This is a genomic window from Mycoplana ramosa (assembly GCF_041930185.1).
Lineage (GTDB): Bacteria > Pseudomonadota > Alphaproteobacteria > Rhizobiales > Rhizobiaceae > Mycoplana > Mycoplana ramosa.
Map to the genome: position 1 here is coordinate 70,823 of NZ_JBHEEW010000016.1, position 23,207 is coordinate 94,029.

General features: G+C 62.7%; 26 protein-coding genes. 8 read left to right on the forward strand and 18 right to left on the reverse strand.

The features are described from left to right. The first annotated feature begins 5 nt into the window (after window positions 1-5). Window positions 6-893: a branched-chain amino acid aminotransferase gene (locus JNC62_RS18710; protein ID WP_374840699.1), complete on the forward strand. Its 888-nt coding sequence runs from the start codon at window positions 6-8 to the stop codon at window positions 891-893. Between the two features lie 52 nt (window positions 894-945). On the opposite strand, the gene JNC62_RS18715 is transcribed toward JNC62_RS18710, so the two are convergent. Both JNC62_RS18715 and hppD read right to left on the reverse strand, forming a co-directional pair. Next, window positions 946-1,215 (reverse strand): hypothetical protein, encoded by a 270-nt coding sequence (locus tag JNC62_RS18715; protein WP_374840701.1) that lies wholly within the window; start codon window positions 1,213-1,215, stop codon window positions 946-948. Between the two features lie 257 nt (window positions 1,216-1,472). Further along, window positions 1,473-2,582, reverse strand: a complete 1,110-nt coding sequence (hppD, locus tag JNC62_RS18720; RefSeq protein WP_374840703.1) for a 4-hydroxyphenylpyruvate dioxygenase — start codon at window positions 2,580-2,582, stop codon at window positions 1,473-1,475. Window positions 2,583-2,714: 132 nt separating this feature from the next. On the opposite strand from hppD, the gene JNC62_RS18725 reads away from it, so the two are divergent. The 3 genes from JNC62_RS18725 (at window position 2,715) to JNC62_RS18735 (ending at window position 4,242) form a co-directional block, all read left to right on the forward strand. Continuing rightward, the gene (locus JNC62_RS18725; protein ID WP_374840705.1) at window positions 2,715-3,173 is read left to right on the forward strand and encodes an Lrp/AsnC family transcriptional regulator; all 459 of its coding nucleotides are present in this window, start codon (window positions 2,715-2,717) and stop codon (window positions 3,171-3,173) included. Window positions 3,174-3,311: 138 nt separating this feature from the next. Continuing rightward, window positions 3,312-3,485, forward strand: a complete 174-nt coding sequence (locus JNC62_RS18730) for a hypothetical protein (RefSeq protein ID WP_374840707.1) — start codon at window positions 3,312-3,314, stop codon at window positions 3,483-3,485. A gap of 115 nt (window positions 3,486-3,600) precedes the next feature. Then, a complete protein-coding gene (locus tag JNC62_RS18735; RefSeq protein WP_374840802.1) occupies window positions 3,601-4,242 on the forward strand; it encodes an MBL fold metallo-hydrolase in 642 nt (213 codons plus the stop codon). Between the two features lie 84 nt (window positions 4,243-4,326). Here the strand turns inward: JNC62_RS18735 and JNC62_RS18740 are convergent, their stop codons facing one another. The 6 genes from JNC62_RS18740 to JNC62_RS18765 form a co-directional block, all read right to left on the reverse strand. Then, window positions 4,327-4,740, reverse strand: coding sequence for a BA14K family protein (locus JNC62_RS18740; protein ID WP_374840709.1), 414 nt, complete (start codon window positions 4,738-4,740; stop codon window positions 4,327-4,329). A gap of 137 nt (window positions 4,741-4,877) precedes the next feature. Beyond that, window positions 4,878-5,093 (reverse strand): cold-shock protein, encoded by a 216-nt coding sequence (locus tag JNC62_RS18745; RefSeq protein WP_374840710.1) that lies wholly within the window; start codon window positions 5,091-5,093, stop codon window positions 4,878-4,880. 456 nt (window positions 5,094-5,549) lie between these two features. Then, the gene (locus JNC62_RS18750; protein ID WP_374840712.1) at window positions 5,550-6,449 is read right to left on the reverse strand and encodes a DMT family transporter; all 900 of its coding nucleotides are present in this window, start codon (window positions 6,447-6,449) and stop codon (window positions 5,550-5,552) included. Between the two features lie 173 nt (window positions 6,450-6,622). Further along, the gene (locus JNC62_RS18755; RefSeq protein ID WP_374840804.1) at window positions 6,623-7,801 is read right to left on the reverse strand and encodes a PQQ-dependent sugar dehydrogenase; all 1,179 of its coding nucleotides are present in this window, start codon (window positions 7,799-7,801) and stop codon (window positions 6,623-6,625) included. Between the two features lie 85 nt (window positions 7,802-7,886). Continuing rightward, window positions 7,887-8,324 (reverse strand): hypothetical protein, encoded by a 438-nt coding sequence (locus tag JNC62_RS18760; protein WP_374840713.1) that lies wholly within the window; start codon window positions 8,322-8,324, stop codon window positions 7,887-7,889. Window positions 8,325-8,564: 240 nt separating this feature from the next. Then, window positions 8,565-9,461: an EAL domain-containing protein gene (locus JNC62_RS18765; RefSeq protein ID WP_374840715.1), complete on the reverse strand. Its 897-nt coding sequence runs from the start codon at window positions 9,459-9,461 to the stop codon at window positions 8,565-8,567. A 341-nt stretch (window positions 9,462-9,802) separates the two neighbouring features. Here JNC62_RS18765 and JNC62_RS18770 point away from each other — a divergent pair, with 341 nt between their 5' ends. Further along, a complete protein-coding gene (locus tag JNC62_RS18770; protein WP_374840717.1) occupies window positions 9,803-11,005 on the forward strand; it encodes a pyridoxal phosphate-dependent aminotransferase in 1,203 nt (400 codons plus the stop codon). Between the two features lie 173 nt (window positions 11,006-11,178). Here JNC62_RS18770 and JNC62_RS18775 read toward each other — a convergent pair whose 3' ends face one another. The 8 genes from JNC62_RS18775 to trxB form a co-directional block, all read right to left on the reverse strand. Continuing rightward, a complete protein-coding gene (locus JNC62_RS18775; RefSeq protein WP_374840719.1) occupies window positions 11,179-12,276 on the reverse strand; it encodes a calcium:cation antiporter in 1,098 nt (365 codons plus the stop codon). Between the two features lie 172 nt (window positions 12,277-12,448). After that, the gene (locus tag JNC62_RS18780; RefSeq protein ID WP_374840721.1) at window positions 12,449-12,787 is read right to left on the reverse strand and encodes a hypothetical protein; all 339 of its coding nucleotides are present in this window, start codon (window positions 12,785-12,787) and stop codon (window positions 12,449-12,451) included. A 205-nt stretch (window positions 12,788-12,992) separates the two neighbouring features. Continuing rightward, complete coding sequence (locus JNC62_RS18785) at window positions 12,993-13,961, reverse strand: lytic transglycosylase domain-containing protein (protein ID WP_374840723.1); 969 nt, start codon at window positions 13,959-13,961, stop codon at window positions 12,993-12,995. 143 nt (window positions 13,962-14,104) lie between these two features. Beyond that, on the reverse strand, window positions 14,105-15,223 hold the full coding sequence (locus tag JNC62_RS18790) for an alkene reductase (protein ID WP_374840725.1): 1,119 nt from the start codon (window positions 15,221-15,223) through the stop codon (window positions 14,105-14,107). A 47-nt stretch (window positions 15,224-15,270) separates the two neighbouring features. After that, the gene (locus JNC62_RS18795) at window positions 15,271-15,564 is read right to left on the reverse strand and encodes an ArsR/SmtB family transcription factor (RefSeq protein ID WP_374840727.1); all 294 of its coding nucleotides are present in this window, start codon (window positions 15,562-15,564) and stop codon (window positions 15,271-15,273) included. Window positions 15,565-15,724: 160 nt separating this feature from the next. After that, window positions 15,725-16,180 carry a DUF6455 family protein gene (locus tag JNC62_RS18800; RefSeq protein ID WP_374840729.1) on the reverse strand — a complete coding sequence of 152 codons (456 nt, stop codon included), beginning with the start codon at window positions 16,178-16,180 and terminating at the stop codon, window positions 15,725-15,727. A 553-nt stretch (window positions 16,181-16,733) separates the two neighbouring features. Then, the gene (locus tag JNC62_RS18805) at window positions 16,734-17,630 is read right to left on the reverse strand and encodes a LysR family transcriptional regulator VtlR (RefSeq protein ID WP_192246320.1); all 897 of its coding nucleotides are present in this window, start codon (window positions 17,628-17,630) and stop codon (window positions 16,734-16,736) included. Between the two features lie 120 nt (window positions 17,631-17,750). Then, on the reverse strand, window positions 17,751-18,725 hold the full coding sequence (gene trxB / locus JNC62_RS18810; protein ID WP_374840731.1) for a thioredoxin-disulfide reductase: 975 nt from the start codon (window positions 18,723-18,725) through the stop codon (window positions 17,751-17,753). A 232-nt stretch (window positions 18,726-18,957) separates the two neighbouring features. Between trxB and JNC62_RS18815 the strand changes: the two genes are divergently transcribed. From JNC62_RS18815 to JNC62_RS18825, 3 genes are all read left to right on the forward strand, one after another. Further along, window positions 18,958-19,425: an Lrp/AsnC family transcriptional regulator gene (locus JNC62_RS18815; RefSeq protein WP_108004002.1), complete on the forward strand. Its 468-nt coding sequence runs from the start codon at window positions 18,958-18,960 to the stop codon at window positions 19,423-19,425. Window positions 19,426-19,471: 46 nt separating this feature from the next. Then, a complete protein-coding gene (locus JNC62_RS18820; protein WP_374840733.1) occupies window positions 19,472-20,380 on the forward strand; it encodes a glycosyl transferase in 909 nt (302 codons plus the stop codon). A 100-nt stretch (window positions 20,381-20,480) separates the two neighbouring features. After that, entirely contained in the window at window positions 20,481-21,437 is a 957-nt protein-coding gene (locus JNC62_RS18825) for a glycosyltransferase family 92 protein (protein WP_374840735.1), read from the forward strand. Between the two features lie 15 nt (window positions 21,438-21,452). Here the strand turns inward: JNC62_RS18825 and JNC62_RS18830 are convergent, their stop codons facing one another. Both JNC62_RS18830 and greA read right to left on the reverse strand, forming a co-directional pair. Further along, window positions 21,453-22,547: a glycosyltransferase family 4 protein gene (locus tag JNC62_RS18830; RefSeq protein WP_374840737.1), complete on the reverse strand. Its 1,095-nt coding sequence runs from the start codon at window positions 22,545-22,547 to the stop codon at window positions 21,453-21,455. Window positions 22,548-22,557: 10 nt separating this feature from the next. Then, entirely contained in the window at window positions 22,558-23,034 is a 477-nt protein-coding gene (greA, locus tag JNC62_RS18835; RefSeq protein WP_374840739.1) for a transcription elongation factor GreA, read from the reverse strand. Window positions 23,035-23,207: the final 173 nt, after the last annotated feature.

Genomic DNA, 23,207 nt, shown 5'->3' on the forward strand with positions numbered 1-23,207 from the left:
ACACCATGGCGGTTCCCTTTGACCAAATGGATGGCCAGATCTGGTTCAACGGCGAGTTTGTGGATTGGAAGGACGCCAAGATCCACGTGCTGACCCATGGCCTGCACTATGCAAGCGCCGTGTTCGAGGGCGAACGCGCCTATGGCGGGCGGATTTTCAAGCTGACCGAGCACAACCGCCGTCTGCATCGTTCCGCCGAAGTCCTTGGGTTCAAGATCCCCTACAGCGTCGAGGCGCTCGATGCCGCCAGCATCGAACTCCTGAAGCGCCAGGGCTTTTCAGAAGCCTATGTCCGGCCGATCGCCTGGCGCGGGTCGGAAATGATGGGCGTTTCGGCGCAGAACAACCGCATCAACGTCGCCATCGCCATCTGGCAGTGGGGCAGCTACTTCAACCCGGCGGAAAAGCTGAAGGGTATCCGCCTCGACATCGCCGAATACCGCCGGCCGGACCCGAAGACGGCACCCTGCGAGTCGAAGGCCGCCGGTCTCTACATGATCTGCACGATCTCCAAGCACGCCGCCGAGGCGAAGGGCTATGCGGACGCGATGATGCTCGACTATCGCGGCCAGGTGGCCGAGGCGACCGGGGCGAACATCTTCTTCGTCAAGGACGGCGTCATCCATACGCCGACCCCGGACTGCTTCCTCAACGGCATCACCCGCCAGACCGTGATCGAGCTCGCCAGGCGGCGCGGCTACCAGGTCGTCGAGCGGGCGATCATGCCCGAGGAGCTTTCCACCTTCAGCGAATGCTTCCTCACCGGTTCGGCCGCGGAAGTGACGCCTGTCTCAGAGATCGGCCCCTATCGCTTCACCCCAGCTTCGATCTGCGAGACGCTGATGAACGACTATATGCAGGAAGTTTATCCGGCGGCCGTTGCCGCGGAATAACTCGACCAAAAAGGCGGCGAGGTTGCTCGCCGCCTTCTGTTTGTGGTCCGCCTCAAGCCGATTTGCGGCTGAGCACCATGCCGGCGATCGCCTGCAGCACACCGCCGCCGATCAGGCCGCCTAGGCCGTTCGCAACGAGGTTGGAGAGGCCCGCCTCGCCGCCGAACGCCTGCATAAGAAGGCCGCCGCCGATGCCACCGATCGCGCCGACAATCGTGCGGACAATCACGCTGGTGGCCTGCTGCTTGAGCATGGCGCCGACCGCGTTTCCGCCGATCGCGCCGCTGATGAGTTGAGTGATGAGTGGCGTCAATGCTTCCATGTACACTCCCCCGTATGGTCGTGCCGGAAGCGCGTCTTGAGCCGTCCGGCGATGACACGTGAACTGGCGTGGCCGGCAGATGCGCGGGCGACTCACCAGCGCCGAATCCCTCGGCGCGCCCAAGGTGGTTGTAATTGTGGCAACTGTCAATTTGACCGGGAAGTTGCCCACCGGATCCAGGGTTTCAACGCGAATGCGGCCCGAACTCGGGCCGCTTCGGAGGATTTCGGCCGCCGGGGGGCAGCCAGGCATGGTTTCTATTCGGCCGCGTCGTTGAAAACCCCGCGGCGGATCTGGTCTTCCTCGATCGATTCGAACAGGGCCTTGAAGTTGCCCTCGCCAAAACCCTCGTCGCCCTTGCGCTGGATGAACTCGAAGAAGATCGGCCCGATCACGGTCTTGGAGAAGATCTGCAGCAGGATCTTCGTCGTGCCGCCCTCCACCACGCCCTCGCCGTCGATCAGGATGCCGTGCCGTTTCAGCCGGTCGATCGGCTCCTCGTGGCCATGCACGCGCTCGTGCGATTTCTCGTAATAGGTCTCCGGTGGCCCGGGCATGAACTTCAGGCCGTTCGCCGCCAGCTTGTCGGTGGCGTCGTAGATCGCCTCGGTGCCGACGGCGATGTGCTGGATGCCTTCGCCGTTGTACTTGCGCAGGTATTCCTCGATCTGGCTCTTGTCGTCGGTCGATTCGTTCAGCGGAATGCGGATCTTGCCGCACGGGGAGGTGATGGCGCGGGAGACGAGGCCGCTCATCTTGCCGGCAATGTCGAAGAAATGGATCTGCCGGAAATTGAAGAGTTCCCGGTAGAACGCCCACCACTTGTCCATGTTGCCGCGGAAGACGTTGTGGGTCAGGTGGTCGAGATAGTAGAAGCCGACGCCGGCCGGTTTCGGGTCGCGCTCGCCGAGCCACTCGAACTCGTCGTCATAGGCCGAACCCTTCGCGCCGTAGCGGTCGATGAAGTAGAGCAGCGACCCGCCGATGCCGACGATCGCCGGTGCGTCGATGCACTTGTCGCTGCCCGTGTACGCTTCCGCGCCCATACTGACGGCGTGCGTCAGCGCGTGCTGCGCGTCGACCACCCGCCAGGCCATCGACGGGGCGCATGGGCCGTGCTTCTCGACGAAGCGCTCGGCAAACGAGGCCTTTTCCGCGTTCACGATGTAATTGATGTCGCCTTGACGCCAGAGAGAAATGTCTTTCGTGCGGTGCCTTGCGACCTTCGTGTAGCCCATACGGGCAAACAGGTCCTCGAGCTTCTCCGGCTCGGGATGGGCAAATTCCACGAACTCGAAACCATCGGTTCCGGCCGGATTTTCGGCGTTGATCTCGGCCGGTGGGGCATCATGCGGGAAAGGTCCCATGGCGTTCTCCTCCGCGTGTCTTGACAGAATGCAAGTATGCGCCGGAGCTGCTGCATGATGTTTGCAAAGTGCGTGGCCATTCGCACCTTGATGACGTATTCTTGCGTTTATCGTCACTAAAGAGAGCAATTCGTGCAGCTGGACGCGTTCGACCGTAAATTGCTGGCGCTTCTGCAGCAGGACGCGCGCTTGACGAACAACGAGCTTTCCGAGCGCATCAACCTGTCGCCGTCGCAATGCTCGAGGCGCCGTGCCCGGCTCGAGGAGGAGGGGATCATCCGCGCCTACCGGGCCGAACTCGACCGCGAGAAGCTCGACCTCGGCATCGTCATCATCGTCACCGTGACGCTTGCCACGCACAATCGCGACAACGCCCAGCGTTTCGCCCGGCTGATCACGAACCTGCCGGCGGTGCTGGAGGCGTTTTCGCTGACCGGGGAAATGGACTACATCATCAAGGTGGTGGTGCCGAACCTGAAGGCGCTTTCGGCCTTCGTCAACGACGTGCTTCTGCCACACGAGTCGGTGGCCCATGTGAAGACGGCGATCGTGCTGGATACCCTGAAGGAGACCACCGCCCTCCCGGTCTAGGCGCAGCACAAGAGCTTCGTGTCCGGCGAATTGTCCGCCGCTCTCGCCCCTGTTCCCCGCGGAACAGAATGGCGCGTGCGGGCATTGTAGGTTGCGGTCCTGCAATCGACAACGCCAACGAGCGGAAAGGACGCTACGATGGACGATCGGAAGCCTGCCGAGGCACACCTGGCCGCAGACCTGCGCGCCGTGGTCTGCGCTTATGTCGCCGCCAACGTCGCCGTTGCAGCCCTCTTGTTGTCGACCGTCACCCTGACGCCTTCGGCGCAGGCCGGTTGGGCGGTCGGCACTCAAGAGGTCGCGCAGCGCTAGCGCTGTTTCGGTCTGGATTGACGTATTCTGGCGGAACTGCGAGGAAACATGGCATCAGGTTGATCGAGCCTCTATATGGGGGCCACGATCATTTCCTAGCGAGGACCCCATGGGTATGCTTCAGGCGGGCATCATTCCCGTAACCCCCTTCCAGCAGAACTGCACCATTCTTTTCGACATGGACACGAAGGAGGGCGTGATCGTCGATCCGGGCGGCGACGTCGGGACGATCCTCGACGTCGTCAAGCAGAATGGCATTACGCTGAAGGCAATCTGGCTCACCCATGGCCATATCGATCACGCCGGCGGGGCGAAGGAACTGAAGGACGCGCTCGGCCTGGAGATCATCGGCCCGCATAAGGACGACTTGCCGCTGTTGCAGCGCCTCGAGACCCAGGCCGAGAAATTCGGCGTCGCCATGAAAGTGCAGAACGTCGTGCCCGACCGCTGGCTGGAGGACGGCGACCGCGTCGCCTTCGGCGAGCACGAGTTCGAGGTTTACCACACCCCGGGTCATGCGCCGGGCCATGTGATCTATTTCAACCGTGCCCAAAGGTTCGCCCATCTTGGCGATGTGCTGTTCCGCGGATCGGTCGGCCGCACCGACCTTCCCGGGGGCAGCGAGCGGGTCCTGCTCGATTCGATCCGCGACAAGGTTCTGCCCTTGGGTGATGACGTCGGCTTCATCTGCGGCCACGGGCCGGGTGGCAAGATCGGCGAGGAGCGCCTGACGAACCCCTTCCTGCGCGGGATTTGATGGACACGCGTTTTTGGCTCGAACATGCAAAAAGGCGGATGGATCCCATCCGCCTTTGATGCTCGTGCAGGTGGGCTGTTCGCCTCAACCGGCGACGCAGAAGTGCTCCAGACCGTCATAGCCCCGGAAGGTGCCGGTGCGCGGGTTGAAGGACCGGTAGGTATCCTCGCAGTAGCGATACCAGCCCGGGGTCCAGGGCTCGTAGGCGCCCACGTAGACCGGACGAGCGCGATAGACGCGGCGCACCGGTCGGTATTCCGGCTCCACATAGACGCGGCGCGGTGCGTAGTAGCCGTCATCGTAGTAGGTCGGGCCGGAATTGGCGATCGCGCTGCCGACGATCACGCCGGTGACGAGGCCTGCGGCGCCGGCCGCCCATGCTGCGTCGTTGTTGTTGTGGTGATGGTGGCGGTCGCGCGCCTCGGCCAGGCCGGCGCTGGTCAGCGTGGCTGCGGCTATTCCTGCGGCAAGCACTACCGTCTTGAAGAACTTGTTCATCGTGTGGTCCCGATTTTGGTCGGCAAGGCCGAACCGTTCAATGGTACGGAGTTTATCCGGGACCGGATGAATGCCTGCTGAACAAAAAGAGCCCGGCAAAAATGCCGGGCCTGAAGAACATCGGAACTGAAGATCCCTCAGCCGGAGATCTGCAGGTTGACCGCCTTCGGGCCCTTGCCGCGGCGATCGGGTTCCGTTTCGTAGCTCACCTTCTGGTTTTCGGCGAGGCCGTTCAGGCCGGAAGCCTGCACGGCAGAAATGTGTACGAAGATATCGGCGCCACCGTTGTCAGGCTTGATGAAGCCAAAGCCCTTTTCGGTGTTGAAGAATTTTACAGTGCCAGTCTCGGCCATGCGTCAGGTCCTTTTCTCTCTGCCCGATAAGTTTGGCGGCGGGCAGCATTTCCAGTATGCCCCAAGGGGCGTGAGGCAGGCAGTTTCGATGTGAGGAAAGGGTCCTGTTTTCACCGCAGCGCCAACTGGTGGTCCAATGGAACTCATCAGCATGGCCGCCCGGAATTTTTGTCGCGTCTCCGGCGCGCTATTATTCAAGGTCTTCCCGTGTTCGCAAATTGCCCGAACAGCGAAAGAGTGCTGTGTTTATTCGGAATTGGCAAGCAAAAGTTTCAATCTTCTGATATGCGGTCTCAATTCGACCAAATTTCAGGCCGTTGCACAAAAAGGCCGCAGCCATTCCGGTATAGTCTCCGGCGTTTCTTGCGAACTATATTGATTAGGTTCCGCCACCGGTTGCGTGCGAAACAGCATAGAGCCGGTCTATTTCATTCGCATGTTCAGTATTGCGCCGGACTATGCCGCAGCGGCGGCGCGTTCCTTGTCCTTCAGCAGTTCGGGAACGAGCTCCGTCGCGAGCATCGCCACGAAGATGATGGCACATCCGGCATAGCCGGCGGGGCTGATGCTCTCGCCCAGCAGGAGCACCCCGAAGAGAGCGGCAAACAGTGCTTCGCTCGAGAGGAAGATGGCAGCCTGCGGCGCAGTGGTGTAACGCTGCGCGACGTTCTGGCAGATGAACGCAAGTCCGCTCGAGAAGAAACCGGCATAGAGGATTTCCGGCAGGGCTCCCTTCACCGCAGAGAGGCTGATCGGCTCCAGTAGGGCGGCCACCGTGCAGCCAAGCAGCGCACAGACCGCAAACTGCACGACGGACAGGGCCATCGGCCGCCCCGAGCGGCCGGCGAAGGCGCCGACGCTGATCATCTGGACGGACCACAGAAGCGCACACAGGATCGTCAGCAAATCGCCCGTCGTCAGGGCCGAGAACGCGCCGCCGCTCAGGAGAAAGATGCCTGCGGTCGACATGGCCGCGGTCGGCCAGATGATCCAATGCGGCCGCTTGCGCAGGACGAATACGGTCAGGATCGGGGTGAACACCACGTACAGGCCGGTGAGAAAGCCGGAATTGGTCACCGAGGTGGTGAGAAGCCCCACCTGCTGCGAGATGGCAGCCAGGAAAAGCGCAAGCCCGGTGAACAGGAATCCCATGCGATCCCCCGACCGCACCGGCGCCACGGCGCGCTTCTTCTCAACCAGGGCGAAGGGCAGGGCGACAAGCGTTGCAATCGCGAACCGCAAACCGATGAACCATATCGGCCCCAGCGTTTCCATCGCCGTCGACTGCGCGATGAACCCCGCACCCCAGATGGCACCAGCAATCAAAAGGAGGAGGTTCGCCTGGACGCGCGACATGATGGTCCTGAGTTTCGAATGGAGTGGGGTGCGGGAGGACGTGCTTGTTGCTGGCTATACTTGGTGTGTACGAGGAACGCAGTGGCGTTCCGTTAGCAGACGGCCAAACCGCGGGCAAGTCCCGAGCACGCCGCTGCGGAGGCGGCCCGTTACGCCGGTGGGAGGCGCGTGCGCTACTGAGAGGAGGGCGCGCGATAAATGCGAAGCAGTTGTCCGTTGTCCCCGTCCGTCAGCATCAACACCGCCCCGTCGGGTGCGACCTTGACGTCGCGCAGCCTGCCGAAACTGCCGTCGAGCATCCGCTCCTCTCCGACGATGGCGCCCGCCTCGTCGCGCTCCAGCCGGACAAGCATCTGGTATTTGAGGGCGGCAACCAGAAGATTGCCGTCCCATTCCGGGAACATCGCGCCACGATAGACCGCGATGGCCCCGGGCGCGATCGAGGGATCCCAGTAGTAGGCCGGTTGCTCGTAGCCGTCCTTGGCCGTTCCTTCGCCGATCTCCGCCCCGGAATAATCCTTGCCGTAGGTAATGACCGGCCAGCCGTAGTTCTTGCCCGGCAACGGGTAATTGACTTCGTCGCCGCCGCGCGCGCCGTGTTCGACGGTAACAAGCCGGCCGTCCTTCGGGTCGATGTCGATGCCTTGGGGGTTGCGGTGCCCTTTCGACCAGATCTCCGGCAGTCCGCCGCTATGGCCGGCAAAGGGATTGCTGGCCGGAATGCCGCCATCGGCATTGATGTGCAGGATCGACCCGGCGTGGTCGCGCGGATTCTGGGCGCGATCCCGCTCGCCGCGGTCGCCGATGCCGAAGAACAGGCTGCCGTCGCCTGCAATGGCAATCCGGGATCCGAAATGCATCCCAGCCCGGCTGAAGTGGTTCATGGTGAAGATGCGCGTGACATCCTCAAGGCTCTTTTCGTCGGGCGACAGTCGCGCGCGTGTGACGGCCGTTCCCCCGCCGCCGCGGCCGGGGGCGCTGTAGGTCAGGAACAAGGTGCGGTCTGTGGCGAAGTTGGGCGAAAGCGCCAGGTCGAGCAACCCGCCCTGGCCGCGGGCGAAGACGCGCGGGAGGCCTTGGATCGGCGCCGACACCTTGCCGTCGCGGATGATGCGCAAGGCGCCCGGCCGTTCGCTCACGATATAGGCGCCTTCCGCAAGCACCTCGACGGACCAGGGATGGTCGAGACCGGTGGCCAGCGTTTCCACCAGCAAGTTCGCCTTCTTGCTGGTAAATTCCTGCGGCTCAGCCGCTGCGGGGCCAAGTGGCAATGCAAGCAGGATGAGCGTGGTGGCAGCCAGCCGAGCGGCACATCGCAAAGCCTTCCTCATCCATTTGCCGGTCAATCGCATCACTTCGCCCATGTCGTATAACTGCGACGGGCGACCTGCATTTTCAAGATGGCTGCGCCGTACGGCCAACTTTCACGGATCGGCCTCAGGCTTCACTGCGCCAGGGGGGCGGCGGCGTGTGTCGGGTGCCGCGATTCATCAACCGGCCGATACCGGCCAGGACGATAAAGCCTGCAAGGAAGAGCGCGACCGTCATTCGGTGGTCGATCGTCGATGCGGCGTCTGCTTTGGGGGCTGTGCTTGCTGTCGTTGTCGGGTCGATGGTGCCCTTGTTCTCAAGCGCCGTGTTGGCCTTTTGAGGCTGAGCAGCATGATCCAGACTCACGGCGAGCAGAACGTGCGTGTCGCCGATCTCTCCTTGGATGACCAGGCCATCGTCGTCAATGAGGTCGGCCTGGGCAACGTTCATCAGGCCAAACAGCATCAGCACGCAGGCCGCAAGCGCCGTCACGGTGATGTAGAAGACCGCTCGGCCTTCCCTTCTCCTGTCGTTCCTTGCCGGCTTTTCGTCGTCGATGAACATGTCTCCGGTCCCCTGGCTCTCGCGTCCGCCGAGCTTGGCGCCCGGCCGCCCGGTTGCGAGCGCAGAAGGCACCCTCAAATCGGCCGCAGGGGGACTGAAATGCGGCACTTCCCGACAGTTGTTGTGGTCAAAAAATGGCGGTTGCAGAAGGCCGCACCATACGCCGAAGTTCGTGAATGGACGGTCCGGTTTGACCCGTCCAGGCGGCCACACTCGGGCGACGCGGCGGAGCGCTCCTCCTCAGGCGAAGCGGCGCCCAAACCGCGGAGCGGTCCGCGGCGCTCGGCTTGCTGGCGTTGCGAGGCGAGAAATGGGGGTGGCGGATCGGGCGGTGTCGCCAGCCTTCGGGAAGTCGAGATTGAGCGACGTCGGCACGATCTGTGGCCGGCCCAGCAGGTAGCCTTGCATCAGCGGCATTCCCATTTCCCGGCAGCGATCCACCTGTGCGGCCGCCTCGACGCTCGGTACGATCGGGTGGATCCCCTCGCGTTCGAGTTGCGCGACGATCACCCGCATCAGCGCGATGCCGGCGGCATTGCCGGTGAACCGTTGCATCCAGATTGGATCGAACTTCAGGAAGTCCGGCCGCAGCCGCGACAGCCGGATCAAATCGTGGTCCGTTGCCGAATACGCGTCGATCGCCACGAGGAAGCCCGCCTCGTGCAATTGCCTGGCAAAGGGCGCCAATGCCTCGAGGTCGTCACCGGGGCGCTCGCGGATCTCGAAGGCGATCCGCGACGGCGCCATTCCCGCCTCGTGGGCGGCAAGTCGCATCCGGTCGATTTCCTGGCGGATCGCATGAGGAGACGTGAACAGGCCGGGCTGTGAATTTACCAGCAGCGTCATGTCTCTCCGCCCCAGAAGGCCGGCGTTGAGAATGTGGAGGCTGCGGCAGAGGCTGTCCACCACCGGTCGATCATCCTCGTCGATCAGCGAGAAGAGTTCGCAAGGTGGGATCTGCACGCCGTCGCGGCTTGCACGAACCAAGCCTTCGATTGCCTCGAGCTCGAGCACGCCCTCGCTTGTCTCGCGCACAATCGGCTGGAGTGCCGACTGGAGAAGATACGGCCCATGCAGAGCGGAAACGTTTCCGTGGGTGTCCCTGGTGAGGTTGGAGAAAATGCTGGGTTCTGTCATCTGCGGTCATCCGGTACGCCCCGGCCAGCCGGAGCGCTTCCTCACGATAATGCCGGACTTGTTAATCTGTCTTAAAGATTTCGGCTCAAATGCCGGATGTTTGCGGAGTTGCCGTCGCCCGCGGCGCTTTGAGGTAATGGTCGTGCACAAGACGATCCTGCCGTCGATTCCGCCGATGCAATTCTTCCGCCGGACGTCCCGGGCGGGATGGGGTGCGGGTTTTTTCGCCGCCGAGCCTTGCAAGGCCAGGCTAGTTTGGCCATAGACCTAACCGCTATGGACCCTTCGACAGGCGCCCATGGCCTCACGCTGTCTTTGAACCCGAAAACGGACAACCGACCATGGCCTTTCTTGCCGATGCCCTTTCCCGTGTGAAGCCTTCCGCCACCATCGCCGTTTCGCAGAAAGCGCGCGATCTGAAAGCCAAGGGTCGCGATGTGATCGGCCTTGGAGCCGGCGAGCCGGATTTCGATACGCCCGACAACATCAAGCAGGCGGCGATCGAGGCGATCAACCGCGGGGAGACGAAGTATACCCCCGTCTCCGGAATCCCCGAGCTGCGGGAGGCCATCGCCAGGAAGTTCAAGCGTGAGAACAACCTCGACTACACCCCGGCACAGACGATCGTCGGCACCGGTGGAAAGCAGATTCTTTTCAACGCCTTCATGGCGACCATGAATGCGGGCGATGAAGTCGTTATCCCAACGCCTTACTGGGTCTCCTATCCGGAGATGGTGTCGCTGTGCGGCGGTACGCCGGTGTTCGTCGCCACCACCCAGGAAAACAGGTTCAAGCTGAGGCCGGAAGACCTCGACCGGGCGATCACGCCGAAGACGAAGTGGTTCGTCTTCAATTCGCCGTCGAACCCTTCGGGCGCGGCCTATACGCATGACGAACTGAAGGCGCTGACGGACGTGCTCCTGAAGCATCCGCACGTCTGGATCCTGACGGACGACATGTACGAGCACCTGACCTATGGCGACTTCAAGTTCGCCACCCCGGTCGAGGTCGAGCCGAAGCTCTACGATCGCACGCTGACGATGAACGGCGTCTCCAAGGCCTATGCCATGACCGGTTGGCGCATCGGCTATGCCGCCGGCCCGCTGAGCCTGATCAAGGCGATGGACATGATCCAGGGCCAGCAGACCTCCGGCGCCTGCTCGATCGCCCAGTGGGCCGCCGTCGAGGCGCTGAACGGTCCGCAGGACTTCATCCCGGTAAACAAGAAGATCTTCGAGGCCCGCCGCGACCTCGTCGTTTCCATGCTCAACCAGGCCAAGGGCATCGAGTGCCCCTCGCCGGAGGGTGCCTTCTACGTCTATCCGTCCTGCAAGGGCCTGATCGGCAAGACGGCGCCGTCGGGCAAGGTGATCGGGACCGACGAGGATTTCGTCTCCGAGCTGCTCGAAGCCGAAGGCGTCGCCGTCGTCCATGGCTCGGCCTTCGGCCTCGGCCCGAACTTCCGCATCTCCTACGCGACGTCGGAGGCCCTGCTCGAGGAAGCCTGCAAGCGCATCCAGCGCTTCTGCGCCGCCTGCAAGTAACACGGACGACCTCGGCGAAGCCCTGCAAAACCCGCCAGCGATGGCGGGTTTTTTGATGGCGGAGTGCGGGCCGGCAGGGGCGACGGCGAGGGGTGGCTTTCGCCCTGCCAATTCGATTCAAGTGTCTCCCGCTGCGATTCAGCGCCTGCTTGCAAGCCTTTGAAATGTTGCTGCTAAAGCCCAATCACCGTCAGCATGACGAAGGTGGCGAAGAGGATGAAGTGGGTCATGCCCTCGATCGCGTTGGTCATGCCGTCGTTGAGGTTGATCGCTGCGACAACAAGGGTGACGGCAGCCATGACGCTCTGCACCGGCGTCATCGCCATGATGAAGGGCTGGCCGGTGTAGAGCGCGATCGCCTCCATCACCGGTACGGTCAGGATGACGGTCGAGAGCGAGGCGCCCATGGCGATGTTGACGACCGACTGCATCCGGTTGGCGAGCGCTGCGCGCATTGCGGTCAGGATTTCCGGGGCGGCCGAGATCGCGGCGACGATGACGGCCATCAGCGCGGGCGGCGCGCCGCTGCCTTCAAGGCCGCTGTTGAACGTGGCCGCCATCACCTCGGCAAGCGCGCCGATGATGACGACGCCGGCGAGGATGATGAGGATCGAGGGCAGGGCGGGCTCATCGGCCTGGGGATGCTTGTCCAACGGCCTGCTCTGATCGGCGCGTGGATAGGCATAGCTGAAGAAATAGCTGTGTCGGCCGACCTGCAGGCGCAGGAAGAGCGTGTAGAGCGCGACCATCGCGCCGATGGTGAAGGCGGAATAGAACTTCCAGCTTTCGCGCGGCACGAACTCCGGCACGATCATCGAGATTCCCATGGCCGTCAGGATCATCACGCCGTAAGTGCGACTGGAATCGTCGTTGTAGGGCTGCTCGCCGTGGCGCAACCCGCCCAGGAGCGCCGCGAGCCCGATGATGCCGTTGATGTCGAGCATCACCGCGGCATAGATCGTGTCCCGCACCAGCGTCGGCGATGACGTGGACTGCATCATGATCCCGAGCACGACAACCTCGACCAGGACGGCCGAAAGCGTCAGGATCATGGTGCCGTAAGGGTCGCCGACCTTGACCGCCAGCACCTCGGCGTGGTGGGCGACCCTGGTCGAGGCAAGGATGATCGTCGCGACGAGGGCGAAGGCGGCAATCAGGGCAACGGTGCGTCCCGCCGCCAGGATGTGGTGCTCGGCCGCGTAGGCGGCGATCGCTACGAGCAGGGCGAGCAGAAGGAAGTGTTCCTGTCTGGCGCGGCGGAGTTTCGTCAAGGTCGGCTTCCGTGCCTGCGATCAGCAAATGGCGAACGTCTTTCCTCGGCAAGATAACGCTGACGCAGCGATTGGCAACGGCGGCTAACAACTCATGCCGGCGACTGCTTTTGGCCTGAAGCAGACCTCCGACGCCCGCCGATCGTTATCGTGGGAGGTTCCATCAATGACATCATGTTAAAAAGGGCATGATATCCACGCCGTCGCCGGGAAAGACTGTAATGTGGGGGTGGTCCTGAAAAAGCCTTGCGGCGGCATCTGCGGTTTCAGCCTCAACCACCAGGTAGCCGCAGAATGGATTGACCGCTTCGGTGACGCCATCCCTGGTGATGCGCGTCGTCTTTCCCACCATGCCGCCACGATCAAGGATAGACGCAGCGTTTCTTTGCTCCCACGCCGCCCACTGTCCGATGCCGATGGTGTCGACAGCATCCTGCTCGGCTTTGGGCAGGCTTCGAAAAGACGCGAGGTCCTCGGGCTTCATGGTGTAAACGGCAAGGAAACGGGGCATGAGCCACCTCCATGTCTTCAATGATTGGACAGCGTACACGTCGCGCGTCCGAAGCATCCAGCTATTGGTCACGCCCACTTCTCCCGGCCGGCGAGGGGTGTCGAAAAGTTGCGAGGCGATAAGATATCTTACCACCGCTTTTGCCTTGTCGGCCACGCTGGCAGCACAGGCGCGGGCCAGCTGAGCCCGGTAGCGCTGGCCTAAATCAATTGCGGAAGACGATGCAGGCACCGCCGGCCTTGCGGATCCGGTCGCAGAGGCCGTCGGCCTCTTCCCGCGTCTGCCGGCCGATGCGGGCGGTGTAACGGGGCCGGGTGCCGAAGCCGGGCAGGCGCTCGCGCTGGATAAATGGCTTTTCCGCATTCAAGGGCGAGGGCAGCCGCTCGACCGCCATCATGAACAGCCGATAGGCGGCCGGCTTGTTGAAGTGCGAGGCGAGCTGCACGCCCCATGGCGCCCAGGTCCCGTCGTCAGTCGAGGAAATGATCTCTTTCATCTGCCGGCTTTCGGCCAGTGCAATGCAGGCCTCGTTGAAGGGCTTGTTCTTGTCGAGTGCCAGATCGAGCTTCTCCGGCGGACTGTCCTTCCATTGTTCGGCCGTATGAGCGGTGATCGCGATCACGTAGGCACGCGTCTCGAAGGGGAGGCTGCCGCTGGCGAGAAAGTTTGACAGCCCGCCTTCGCCGGCATTGTAGGCGGCCGCTGCCAAGCCGAGATTGCCGAACCGGTCGCGCAGGTCGGCCAGATACTCCGCCGATTTGCCGAGTGCGTCCAGGGCATGAAAGCTGTCCTTCAGCCCGCGCAACTTGGCCGTGCCCGGCATGAACTGGGCGATGCCCTCCGCACCCTTCGGACTGACGGCATTCGGGCGAAACAGGCTCTCGCGCCAAATGAGCCGGGCGAAGTACTCCGGCGGCAGCGCATTGGCCGACGCAAAGCCCTCGATGGCCTTGCAGATATCGCGATTGAACGTTTTCTGCCGCACGCAGAGCCGCGTTCCGTTGGCCATCTCGGTGGAATAGAGGCAAGGCGGCGGTGCACGCCATTCAGGCTGGCCGACCGCGGGCCGTGGAGCAACTGGAGCCACCGCGAGCAACGCCGTCAGCCAGACCGCACACCGCGGCGACAAGGTTTTCCTGCACGAAGTTCTGCGCCGCCGCTCCTTCGCAGACATCGCTTCGACCCCCGAGGCTCAGACGTTATCCCACTTGATACCATCGACTGGGCCGGAGGTGGAAGACCGAGTGGCGAAAGTCGGTCCTCAGGCTTGGTGTCAGAAAGGGGCGGAGGCAGTCCGACGCATCCGCCCCGTGGGTCTCAAGCGGCGGTATCCAGTGCCGGATAATCGGTATAGCCCTTTGCCCCGCCGCCGTAGAACGTCGCCTTGTCGGGTGTATTGAGCGGCGCACGGTCACGCAAACGCTCGACGAGGTCCGGGTTGGCGATGAAGAGCTTGCCGAAGGCGACGAGGTCGGCATAGCCGCTCTCAACGGCCTTTTCCGCCAGTTCCCGATCGTAGCCGTTGTTGACCATCCAGGCGGCCTTGCCGCCCTTGTCCCGATAGGCCGCCTTCAGCGCGGCATAGTCGAACGCTGCCGGTCCCTGCTGGTGATCGCGCGCGCCGCCGGTGGCCCCCTCGATCACGTGGATATAGGCGAGGTCGTTCGGCAGGCCCGCAGCCACATGGTTGAAGAGCGGCTGGGGGTCCGGATCAAAGGCATCGTTTGCCGGTGTCACGGGAGAGATGCGGATGGCCGTGCGGCCGGCGCCGATCTCGCCGGTGATCGCGTTCACGACTTCGAACAGGAAGCGCGCGCGGTTCTCGATCGAGCCGCCATAGGCGTCGGTGCGATGATTGCTGCCGGACCGCAGGAACTGGTCCAGCAAGTAACCGTTGGCGGCATGGATCTCCACGCCGTCGAAACCGACGTCGATCGCGGCCCGTGCAGCCTTGCGGTAGTCCTCGACGATCCCGGCGATCTCCGAGATTTCCAGGGCACGCGGCTCGGAGGTCGGCGCAAAGCCTCCGGTGCAGTCCTCGTTGCGGAGGTAGGTCTTGGCTTTCGCTGCGACGGCCGAGGGGCCGACCGGCTGGTCGCCATTTGGTTGCAGGCTGGTATGGGAGACCCGGCCGACATGCCAGAGCTGCACGACGATCTTGCCGCCGGCCCGATGGACGCTGTCCGTCAGGTCTTTCCACCCGGCAAGTGCCTCTGGCGTGTAGAGGCCCGGCACGTCGGCGTAGCCCTGACCCTGCTGGGTGATTGCCGTGCCTTCGGTGATCAGAAGCCCGGCACTGGCTCGCTGCTCGTAGTAGGCGACGTTCAGCGTGTTGGGCACTGCATCCGGCGAGCGGTTGCGTGTCAGCGGCGCCATGACGATACGGTTGGCGAGTTGGATGTCGCCGACTGCAGTAGGCGCGTGGAGACTGGGCATGGGAGGTCCTTTACGGTTTGGTGGAAAGGAGCGCCTGGGAGAAGCGCTCAGAGGGTGTCGTTGATGTGCTTGAGGAACGCCGCGACGGTTTCCTCGTTTCGTTTGTAGAAGATCCACTGGCCGACCCGCCGGGTGGTGACGAGTCCAGCACGCTGCAGGACGGCGAGATGGGCCGAAACGGTCGACTGCGACAGGCCGCAGCGTTCGAACTGGCCGGCGCAGATGCCCATATCGAGGGGGTGCTCCTGGCTGCTGAAATGCAGTTCAGGCTCGCGGAGCCAGTTCAGGATCTGCGTGCGCGTCGGGTGGGCCAGGGCTTTGAGAATTTCGTCGGCATCCATCGTCGTCTCGCTTCGTCGCATCGCGATATAGCGATATTCATATCGATGAATGACGATATGGAAAGTCACAAGCGCGTGAGGATGTCAACAGGAGTATGGTGCGCTGGTCCCCAGGCCAGCGGTTCGGCCGCGCCGGAGTTTGATGCCACCGTTCGAGAGATCAGTGCGCCACTACGCCCGCTGATGCGCCTGATTGTGTCCGCACCGCGCTGGATTCCCCCTGGAGGTCCGCCAATCGGTCGGAATTGTTGCAGAAGGCGACGTGATCGGTCGCAATCGTTCCGTTGCGGATGCTTTGCCGACAGATCGCCTTGTGGGAGCACACCGCACAGACGCGCGTCATATCGTTGAGCGCTGTTCTGTTCGTGTGCCGGACGGCTTCGGTGTCGATGCCCAGTGCCATCATCACGTTTTCGAGCTCGACGGCGGCGCGTGGTCCTTGTCCGACCACATCGCACAACTGATCGAATGTCAGCCCGCAATCGGCGGCAATGGCATTGCTCTCCCGCGGGCCGAGTTGGGCAAGCTTGCGATGCACTCGCGCACCGTCGCGGTAGCCCTTCCAGCGGGCGGCCATCATTTCCAGAACGTTGTGCAGCATCGAACCGTTGGTCATGGCACTCCTCCTTCTGGAGGCATACTGCCTGCATCGGCTCCACCCCTCTTTGCGCGCTATCAAATCGGAGCCGCAAGGCCGCGACCGAGCGCCGTCATCGTCCCGCAGCAAGCCGGACAAAAAAAGAGGGCCACAAGCGAAGCTTGGGCCCTATAGGTGTGAAGGTAAAAACCTCCAGAGGGGAACAGCCGACGCGGCGGTACTGGGAGGAGAAAACCGCCAAGCGCGTCGACTGAGAGCGATATGGGGCAGGGGGATCGACATTTCAAGGGAGCGAAATGCCGCATCGCGAAAAGTAGTGAGAAACGTGGACCTGCAGTATAAGCAAGGCAAAAAAAAGAGGGCCGCAAGATAAACTTGGGCCCTTTATAGTTATGAAGGTAAAAACCTCCAGAGGGGAACAGCTGCTGCGGTGGCACTGGGAGGAAAAGCCACCAAAGTGCATCAGCTGCGTGCGATATGCTGGTTTTCTGAGCAGACATCAATCATTTAAAGTGCATGCCAGCCATGCATTAGGCGCACTCCTGGCGGCGGAGCGGCGCGAAATGCGAATTCAGAAGTTCCAGTTGCGTGCCTTGGAGACGATGAAATCCCGGAAAACCTTCAGCTTCGCCGCATTTTTCATTTCGTGTGGATAGCAGAAATAGGTGTCGAAGGAGGGAACGTCGGCATTCGTGACCAGTTGCAGCAGCCCCGGATCGCGGCCGACGATGTAGTCGGGCAGCATGGCGATGCCGATGCCGAGCAGGCAGGCACGCTTGATCGAGGTCAGACTGTTGATCTGCAGCACCGAGGGCCGGGGATTGTCGGAATCACGGCCTGCGATCTGCAGCCAGTTCACATCGAGCAGATAGTTCGGCGCCGGCTCGCCGAAGGTGATGATCTTGTGGTGGTCGAGATCGTCGATCGACTGCGGCTCGCCGTAGCGGTTGATGTAGGAGGGCGCGGCATAGACGTGCATGTGCACCGTGAACAGCTTGCGCTGGATCAGGTCCGATTGCTGCGGTTCGCGCAGGCGGATCGCGCAGTCGGCGTGGCGCATGTTGACGTCCAGCTCCTCGTTGTCGAGCAGGAGCTGCACCTGCATGTCCGGATAGAGCGCCAGGAACTCCTGCACCTTGTCGGTCAGCCAGCCCTGGCCGAGACCGACCGTGGTGGTGATCCGCAGCTTGCCGCTCGGTTTCTCGGTCGTCTCGGTCAGTTGCACGCGCACGCTTTCGAGCTTCATCAGCACTTCATGCGCCGTGCGATAGAGGATCTCGCCCTGCTCGGTCAGGATCAGCCCGCGGGCGTGGCGGTGGAAGAGCTTGATGCCGACGTCCTGCTCCAGCGCGCTGACCTGGCGGCTGATCGCGGACTGCGAAAGGTGCAGCTTGTCGGCTGCATGCGTGAATGAGCCGGCCTCGGCCGCGGCATGAAATATCCGCAGCTTGTCCCAGTCGAGCGCCATTCTGTCTTTCCCCCATATGTCCTTAGGGCGGGGAACTCATGGTTTCCCGCCCGGTTGCTGATGAACTGTTCCCACGCCCGCGATGGCGGGCCGGAAGCCCGCTCGCGTTGTTGGCGGCTTCTACTCGGCCGCAATTGCGACAGGCATATGACCTGCCAGATATCTTTCCGCCTCGAGCGCCGCCATGCAGCCCATCCCGGCGGCCGTCACGGCCTGGCGATAGACGTCATCCGTCACATCGCCCGCGGCGAACACGCCGGGCACGTCGGTTGCCGTGGAGTCCGGCGCCGTCCACAGATAGCCGCTCGGCTTCTGCTTCAGCTTGCCGACGAAAAGCTCGACGGCCGGTGCATGGCCGATTGCGACAAAGACGCCGTCGGTCGCCAGGTCGGTGACGGCGCCGGTCCTGGTGTTGCGGAGCCGGACGCCGTTGACCGAGGCCGGCATCGGCGGCTTCGCCTCGGCGCCGAGATACTCGATCACCTCGTGATCCCAGATCACCTTGACGTTCGGCTTGGCGAACAGGCGCTCCTGCAGGATCTTTTCGGCGCGGAACGCGTCACGGCGATGCACGACGGTCACGGTCTTCGCGAGGTTGGAGAGATAGAGGGCCTCTTCCACGGCCGAATTGCCGCCGCCAACGACGATCACGTCCTTGCCGCGGTAGAAGAAGCCATCGCAGGTGGCGCAGGCGGAGACGCCAAAACCCTGGAACTTGTGTTCAGTCTCGATGCCGAGCCACTTGGCCTTGGCGCCGGTGGCGATGATCAGCGTGTCAGCAGTCCATTCGGTCCCGCTGTCGGTCGAGATGCGGAAGGGGCGCACGTCGAGGTCGACATCGGTGACGAGATCGTTGACGATCTCGGCGCCCACGTGCTGGGCCTGCTTGAGCATCTGCTCCATCATCCAGGGGCCCTGCACCGGATCGGCATAGCCGGGATAGTTCTCGACGTCGGTCGTGATCATCAGCTGGCCGCCCTGCTCCATGCCGGCGATCAGCACGGGTTCCAGCATCGCACGCGCCGTGTAGATGGCGGCGGTGTAGCCGGCGGGGCCGGAGCCGATGATCAGAACCTTGACGTGACGGGCAGACATGGCTGCTCTCCTTGGCGTAGCGCGCCCGGCGGGCGGCGGGCGCGCCGGCGCGGACTGTGTCGATCGTTGACGCTCATTTATGAGTGCGGGCCGCTTATATTCAAGGGCAGGGCCGCACTTGCCAACAGGCTTGGCGCCGCCGCGACATTTTTATTCAGGGCGATGCAATTATCTTACGCTCCGCGGACGTTTCTGATAATGCGCCCCTCAAGTCAATCAAGGAAGCAACACCGTGTTTCGCGCCGAACTCGACGCCATCGACATCAAGATCCTGAAGGAACTGCAGGCCGACGGCCGCATGACCAACGTGGAACTGGCCGCAAAGGCCGGCATTTCCGCCCCGCCGTGCCTGCGCCGGGTGCGCAAGCTGGAAGAGGCCGGCATCATCGAGGGCTACCACGCGATGCTGAATGCGCCTGCGCTCGGCTTCGACCTCGTCGCCTTCTGCATGGTCGGCCTGAAGCATCAGTCCGAGGCCAACCTCAAGGCCTTCGCCGCCGCCACCGCCGAATGGCCGCTCGTCCGCCAGGCCTGGATGGTCTCCGGTGACAGCGATTTCCTGCTGCACTGCGTGGCGGAAAACCTTACCCGCTTCCAGGATTTCGTCATCGAGGTGCTGACGGCCAACGAACACGTCGATACGGTGCGCACGATGCTGACGATCCGCCAGGTGAAGAAATTGGGGTTGGTTGAGGTGTGACATTTCGATCTTTGCAATCGATGCCATCTTCGCGAGGACCGACGCTGTGAAAATTGCATCCGAGCGTCCATTGGCAAGATCCATCATCAAGACCGCCTTCCAACTGTTTGGCGGGGACCACTCCCATGCTCACAATTGGTTTCCCGGGCTATCCATAGTCGGCGCTCCGGGGGCGCCGGATCGGCTGATCTGCTATCGGGGAAAGCGCATTGCCGCCCTGCAAGGGTCCGGCGCGCTGACCGCGTCCGCTGGTTCGGATATCTGCATCGTCGGTTCCGGTCCATCTGTGCGCGGCATCGATCTCACCTCGCTTGAACCAAGACAGGCCATCCTCCTCAATGGCGCGATCGGTTTGGCGGGGGAGGGAGTAGAACCGCTTGCAATTGCAGTGGAGGACGAGCGCTTTGTCTGGCGCCATCATCAACTCATGCGGGAGAATGTCCGGGGCGACGGGCTATGCCTTTTCTCTGTTGGCGTCCTGAGGGCGCTGTGCGAGGTCGATGCAGCGTGGGTGGCCAATCGCAGGGTTATTCTCATCGATGACCTTCGGAAGCCTTACGGCGCGCGCAAGCGTTCGTTTGCTGAAGCGGCCGCCCTGCCTTTTGCCTATACCGACGGGAGTGCCGCAGGGCTCTCGACGGAGCCGGATCTCGGTGTGTTTCAGGGTGGATCCGTTGCCGTTTCTGCAGTGCAGTTTGCGATCCACTGCCGGCCGTGTCGGATCGGCCTTGTTGGAATCGACATTTCTAATGCGAATCTGCCGCGCTTCTACGAAACAGACGGCCACATGGCGCGAAGCGGCATTGCCCGGGCGGAAGAGCGAATACTCGCGCATTTTGCGCTGGCCAAACGCTATTGCGATGAAAAAGGCATCTCAGCCGTGTGCCATTCCCCTGTTTCTGCGTTGCTGAAATGCGGCTATCCCTACGATGCCCGCTTTTCCCGGCACCAGTAGGCTGGATCAGGGGATTTCGCACTACTTCCGACGTCCGTCGAGGTTGCCCCTAGGGGGCAACACCGCTAGGTACGGGGCGTATTGCCCTAGGAGAATATGAATGGGTCTCTTCCGCAAACGACTGCCACTAACCAAGTATCTCGAGATCACCCCGCCGGAACCGGCGGCCGAGCGCAGCGGCATTATGATTGCGACTATGATCAAGAACGAGGCCAATTACGTTGCCGAATGGCTTCGCTACCATCATGCGGTCGGCATCCGGCATTTCGTGCTCTATGACGACGGTTCGACCGATGGGACGCGCGAGGTTATCGCCGAAACGCTCCCGCCCAAGTACGTCACTATCGTCCCGTGGCGCGGACGAATGATCGATGCCGAGAGCAAGGCGACGGTCAACAGCCAGGCCATCGCCTTCACACATGCCATTTACAACTTCGGCTACGACTACAAGCGCATCGCCTTCATCGACACAGACGAGTTTCTGGTGCCGAAGAACGGGAAGACGGTTGAGGAAGCGATTGCGGGGCTCGATGAGTTCCCGAACATTTCGCTGCCATGGCACATGTTCGGAACCAGTGGGCACAAGACCCCGCCTGAGGGCGGCGTGCTGATGAACTACACGAGGCGCGCGCGCGATCCGATGAGCCGGAAGAAGAACGCGAGCAACTTCAAATGCATCGTGGATCCGTGCGAGGTGGTGGAGGTCAGTATTCACCAGTTCAAGACGCGCAAGCATGGGGAGTTCAGCGCCAATGATGTCGGCCATTTGGCAAGTCGGAATGGGCGCAAGGGCGCTGGGTTCTATTCAGCGCAAAATCTGCAGCTCAATCACTATTACACGCGGTCGGAAGCCGAGCTTGAAGCGAAATTGAGCCGCGGTGCGGCATCGACCGCCTCGCATCAGCGTTACCGCAATCGCGTCATGTCCGCGGTCAAGAACATCGAGGCCGACACGGTCGAAGACCGTGCCGTGATAGACCTGATACAGCGGGAGGGTATTGACCTCGGCATCGAGCCGCAAAGCGTTCGGCTGCGGGTCGTTCGACAGGGGGCATAAGATCCTGCGGACGCCCTATTGCAGCGCAGCTTCATTGCCGAGCAGTCCCCGATAGACTTGCCCGATCGCAAGCGCCTCTCTCTCAAGTGCAAAGGCCGCCCGCACGTGGTCGAGCGCCTTGCGACCCGCCGCGAGGGTTTGCTCCGGATCGGCCATATAGCGCTTGATCGCCGCGGTCAGCGCCGCCCCGTCGCCGGCCGGCACCACCGAGCCGGTTTCGCCCTCGATCGTCATTTCGCTGTAGGCGCCAGCGTCGGAGGTCACGACCGCCGTCTGTGAGGCCATCGCCTCCAGCGGCGTCAGGCCGAAGCCCTCGTTGCGCGAGGGCGCGACGTAGAGCGTCAGACGCCGGTACCACGGCCGGATGTCGTCCACCTCGCCGAGAAAGACGACGCGGCCGGAGAGGCCGGCGGCTGCGATCTCGGCCTTCAATCCGTCGCCGAAGGCTTTGTGTTCCGGGGTGATGCGGCCGGAAATCACGGCCGTCCAGTCGGGAAAGCGCGGCAGCAGCTCGATCATCGCGCGGACGAAGAGGTCGGTGCCCTTCTGGTGGCGCACCCGGCCGAAGCAGCCGACGAGATATTTTCCGGGCAGACCCGTCGCCGCGATCGTGTCCTCCGGCCCTGCTGGCGGGCGAAAGCGCTCAAGGTCGACGCCGTGCCGGATCACCGTGTGCGGAACCTCGAGGAAGGAGCCCGAGCGCGCGTTCGTCGCGATCACCGCGTCCATCCGGCGAATCAGGAACTTGGTGTAGCGGCTGTGGCGGCGCTGGGCGGCCGAGGTGAAGAGCAGCTTCAACGGCATGCGCAGCACGTCGCGCAGGATGATCCCGGGCAGCATCTCGGTGTTGCGCCGCGCATGCCAGACGCGATGCGTTTGGCCCACAGGCGGCCGCCAGAGCGAGAAGAGGTCACGGAAACGGATATGCGGCAGGTCCGCCGGCAGTCCTGGACCAAGCGCCGCAACGCGCTGGCCGAGTGCCCGCTGCGTTGGTATCAGTTGGATGATCGTCGAGGTTACGCCGGACAGGCGCCGCTTGAAGTTCGGCGCGATGACATCGACATCGGCGATGTCGACGCGTGCGGCGTCCATGTCCGGAGATGCAGTCATCTGTGGCGGATCAGCCCCAGGTGACGGCGAGGATTTCGTAGGCCTTGGAGCCGCCCGGCGCGTTGACCTCGATCGAATCGCCAACTTCCTTGCCGATGAGCGCGCGCGCGATCGGCGAGGAGATCGAAATGCGGCCGGCCTTCACGTCAGCCTCCTGGTCGCCGACGATCTGGTAGGTCTTCTCTTCCTCGGTGTCCTCGTCGACGATCTTCACCTTGGCACCGAACTTGACCTTGTCGCCAGACATCTTCGACAGGTCGATCACCTCGGCACGGGCGACGAGATCCTCGAGTTCCGTGATCCGGCCCTCGTTGTGGCTCTGCGCCTCCTTGGCGGCATGGTATTCGGCGTTTTCGGATAGGTCACCATGGGCGCGCGCTTCGGAAATTGCCTCGATGATTCTCGGGCGCTCCTCCTGCTGCCGCCAGCGCAGTTCTTCCTGCAGCTTGACGAATCCGCCCTGCGTCATCGGAACCTTTTCGACCATTTTACCCTGTCCTTCCAATCGCGGCGCCCCGTCCATCGCAGGCACGCACGCAAAATAAAACGGTTTCCGGGGGATTAGCCCCGGAACCCGCAGAACTGTTTGAACGGCGCTTATAGCAGAAACCGGCGAACAAAAGCCAGATCAATTAGCGCAGCCGGAGCCCGTGCAGAGAA

Coding starts and splice junctions, on each gene's coding strand:
- JNC62_RS18735 (WP_374840802.1), top strand. CDS start 3,601: ATGCTTCAGGCGGGCATCATTCCCGTAACCCCCTTCCAGCAGAACTGC.
- JNC62_RS18710 (WP_374840699.1), top strand. CDS start 6: ATGGCGGTTCCCTTTGACCAAATGGATGGCCAGATCTGGTTCAACGGC.
- JNC62_RS18760 (WP_374840713.1), bottom strand. CDS start 8,324: ATGTTCATCGACGACGAAAAGCCGGCAAGGAACGACAGGAGAAGGGAA.
- JNC62_RS18830 (WP_374840737.1), bottom strand. CDS start 22,547: ATGACTGCATCTCCGGACATGGACGCCGCACGCGTCGACATCGCCGAT.
- JNC62_RS18740 (WP_374840709.1), bottom strand. CDS start 4,740: ATGAACAAGTTCTTCAAGACGGTAGTGCTTGCCGCAGGAATAGCCGCA.
- JNC62_RS18755 (WP_374840804.1), bottom strand. CDS start 7,801: ATGCGATTGACCGGCAAATGGATGAGGAAGGCTTTGCGATGTGCCGCT.
- JNC62_RS18765 (WP_374840715.1), bottom strand. CDS start 9,461: ATGACAGAACCCAGCATTTTCTCCAACCTCACCAGGGACACCCACGGA.
- hppD (WP_374840703.1), bottom strand. CDS start 2,582: ATGGGACCTTTCCCGCATGATGCCCCACCGGCCGAGATCAACGCCGAA.
- JNC62_RS18770 (WP_374840717.1), top strand. CDS start 9,803: ATGGCCTTTCTTGCCGATGCCCTTTCCCGTGTGAAGCCTTCCGCCACC.
- JNC62_RS18780 (WP_374840721.1), bottom strand. CDS start 12,787: ATGCCCCGTTTCCTTGCCGTTTACACCATGAAGCCCGAGGACCTCGCG.
- JNC62_RS18730 (WP_374840707.1), top strand. CDS start 3,312: ATGGACGATCGGAAGCCTGCCGAGGCACACCTGGCCGCAGACCTGCGC.
- JNC62_RS18715 (WP_374840701.1), bottom strand. CDS start 1,215: ATGGAAGCATTGACGCCACTCATCACTCAACTCATCAGCGGCGCGATC.
- JNC62_RS18785 (WP_374840723.1), bottom strand. CDS start 13,961: ATGTCTGCGAAGGAGCGGCGGCGCAGAACTTCGTGCAGGAAAACCTTG.
- JNC62_RS18805 (WP_192246320.1), bottom strand. CDS start 17,630: ATGGCGCTCGACTGGGACAAGCTGCGGATATTTCATGCCGCGGCCGAG.
- JNC62_RS18825 (WP_374840735.1), top strand. CDS start 20,481: ATGGGTCTCTTCCGCAAACGACTGCCACTAACCAAGTATCTCGAGATC.
- JNC62_RS18795 (WP_374840727.1), bottom strand. CDS start 15,564: ATGGATGCCGACGAAATTCTCAAAGCCCTGGCCCACCCGACGCGCACG.
- trxB (WP_374840731.1), bottom strand. CDS start 18,725: ATGTCTGCCCGTCACGTCAAGGTTCTGATCATCGGCTCCGGCCCCGCC.
- JNC62_RS18800 (WP_374840729.1), bottom strand. CDS start 16,180: ATGACCAACGGTTCGATGCTGCACAACGTTCTGGAAATGATGGCCGCC.
- greA (WP_374840739.1), bottom strand. CDS start 23,034: ATGGTCGAAAAGGTTCCGATGACGCAGGGCGGATTCGTCAAGCTGCAG.
- JNC62_RS18750 (WP_374840712.1), bottom strand. CDS start 6,449: ATGTCGCGCGTCCAGGCGAACCTCCTCCTTTTGATTGCTGGTGCCATC.
- JNC62_RS18745 (WP_374840710.1), bottom strand. CDS start 5,093: ATGGCCGAGACTGGCACTGTAAAATTCTTCAACACCGAAAAGGGCTTT.
- JNC62_RS18790 (WP_374840725.1), bottom strand. CDS start 15,223: ATGCCCAGTCTCCACGCGCCTACTGCAGTCGGCGACATCCAACTCGCC.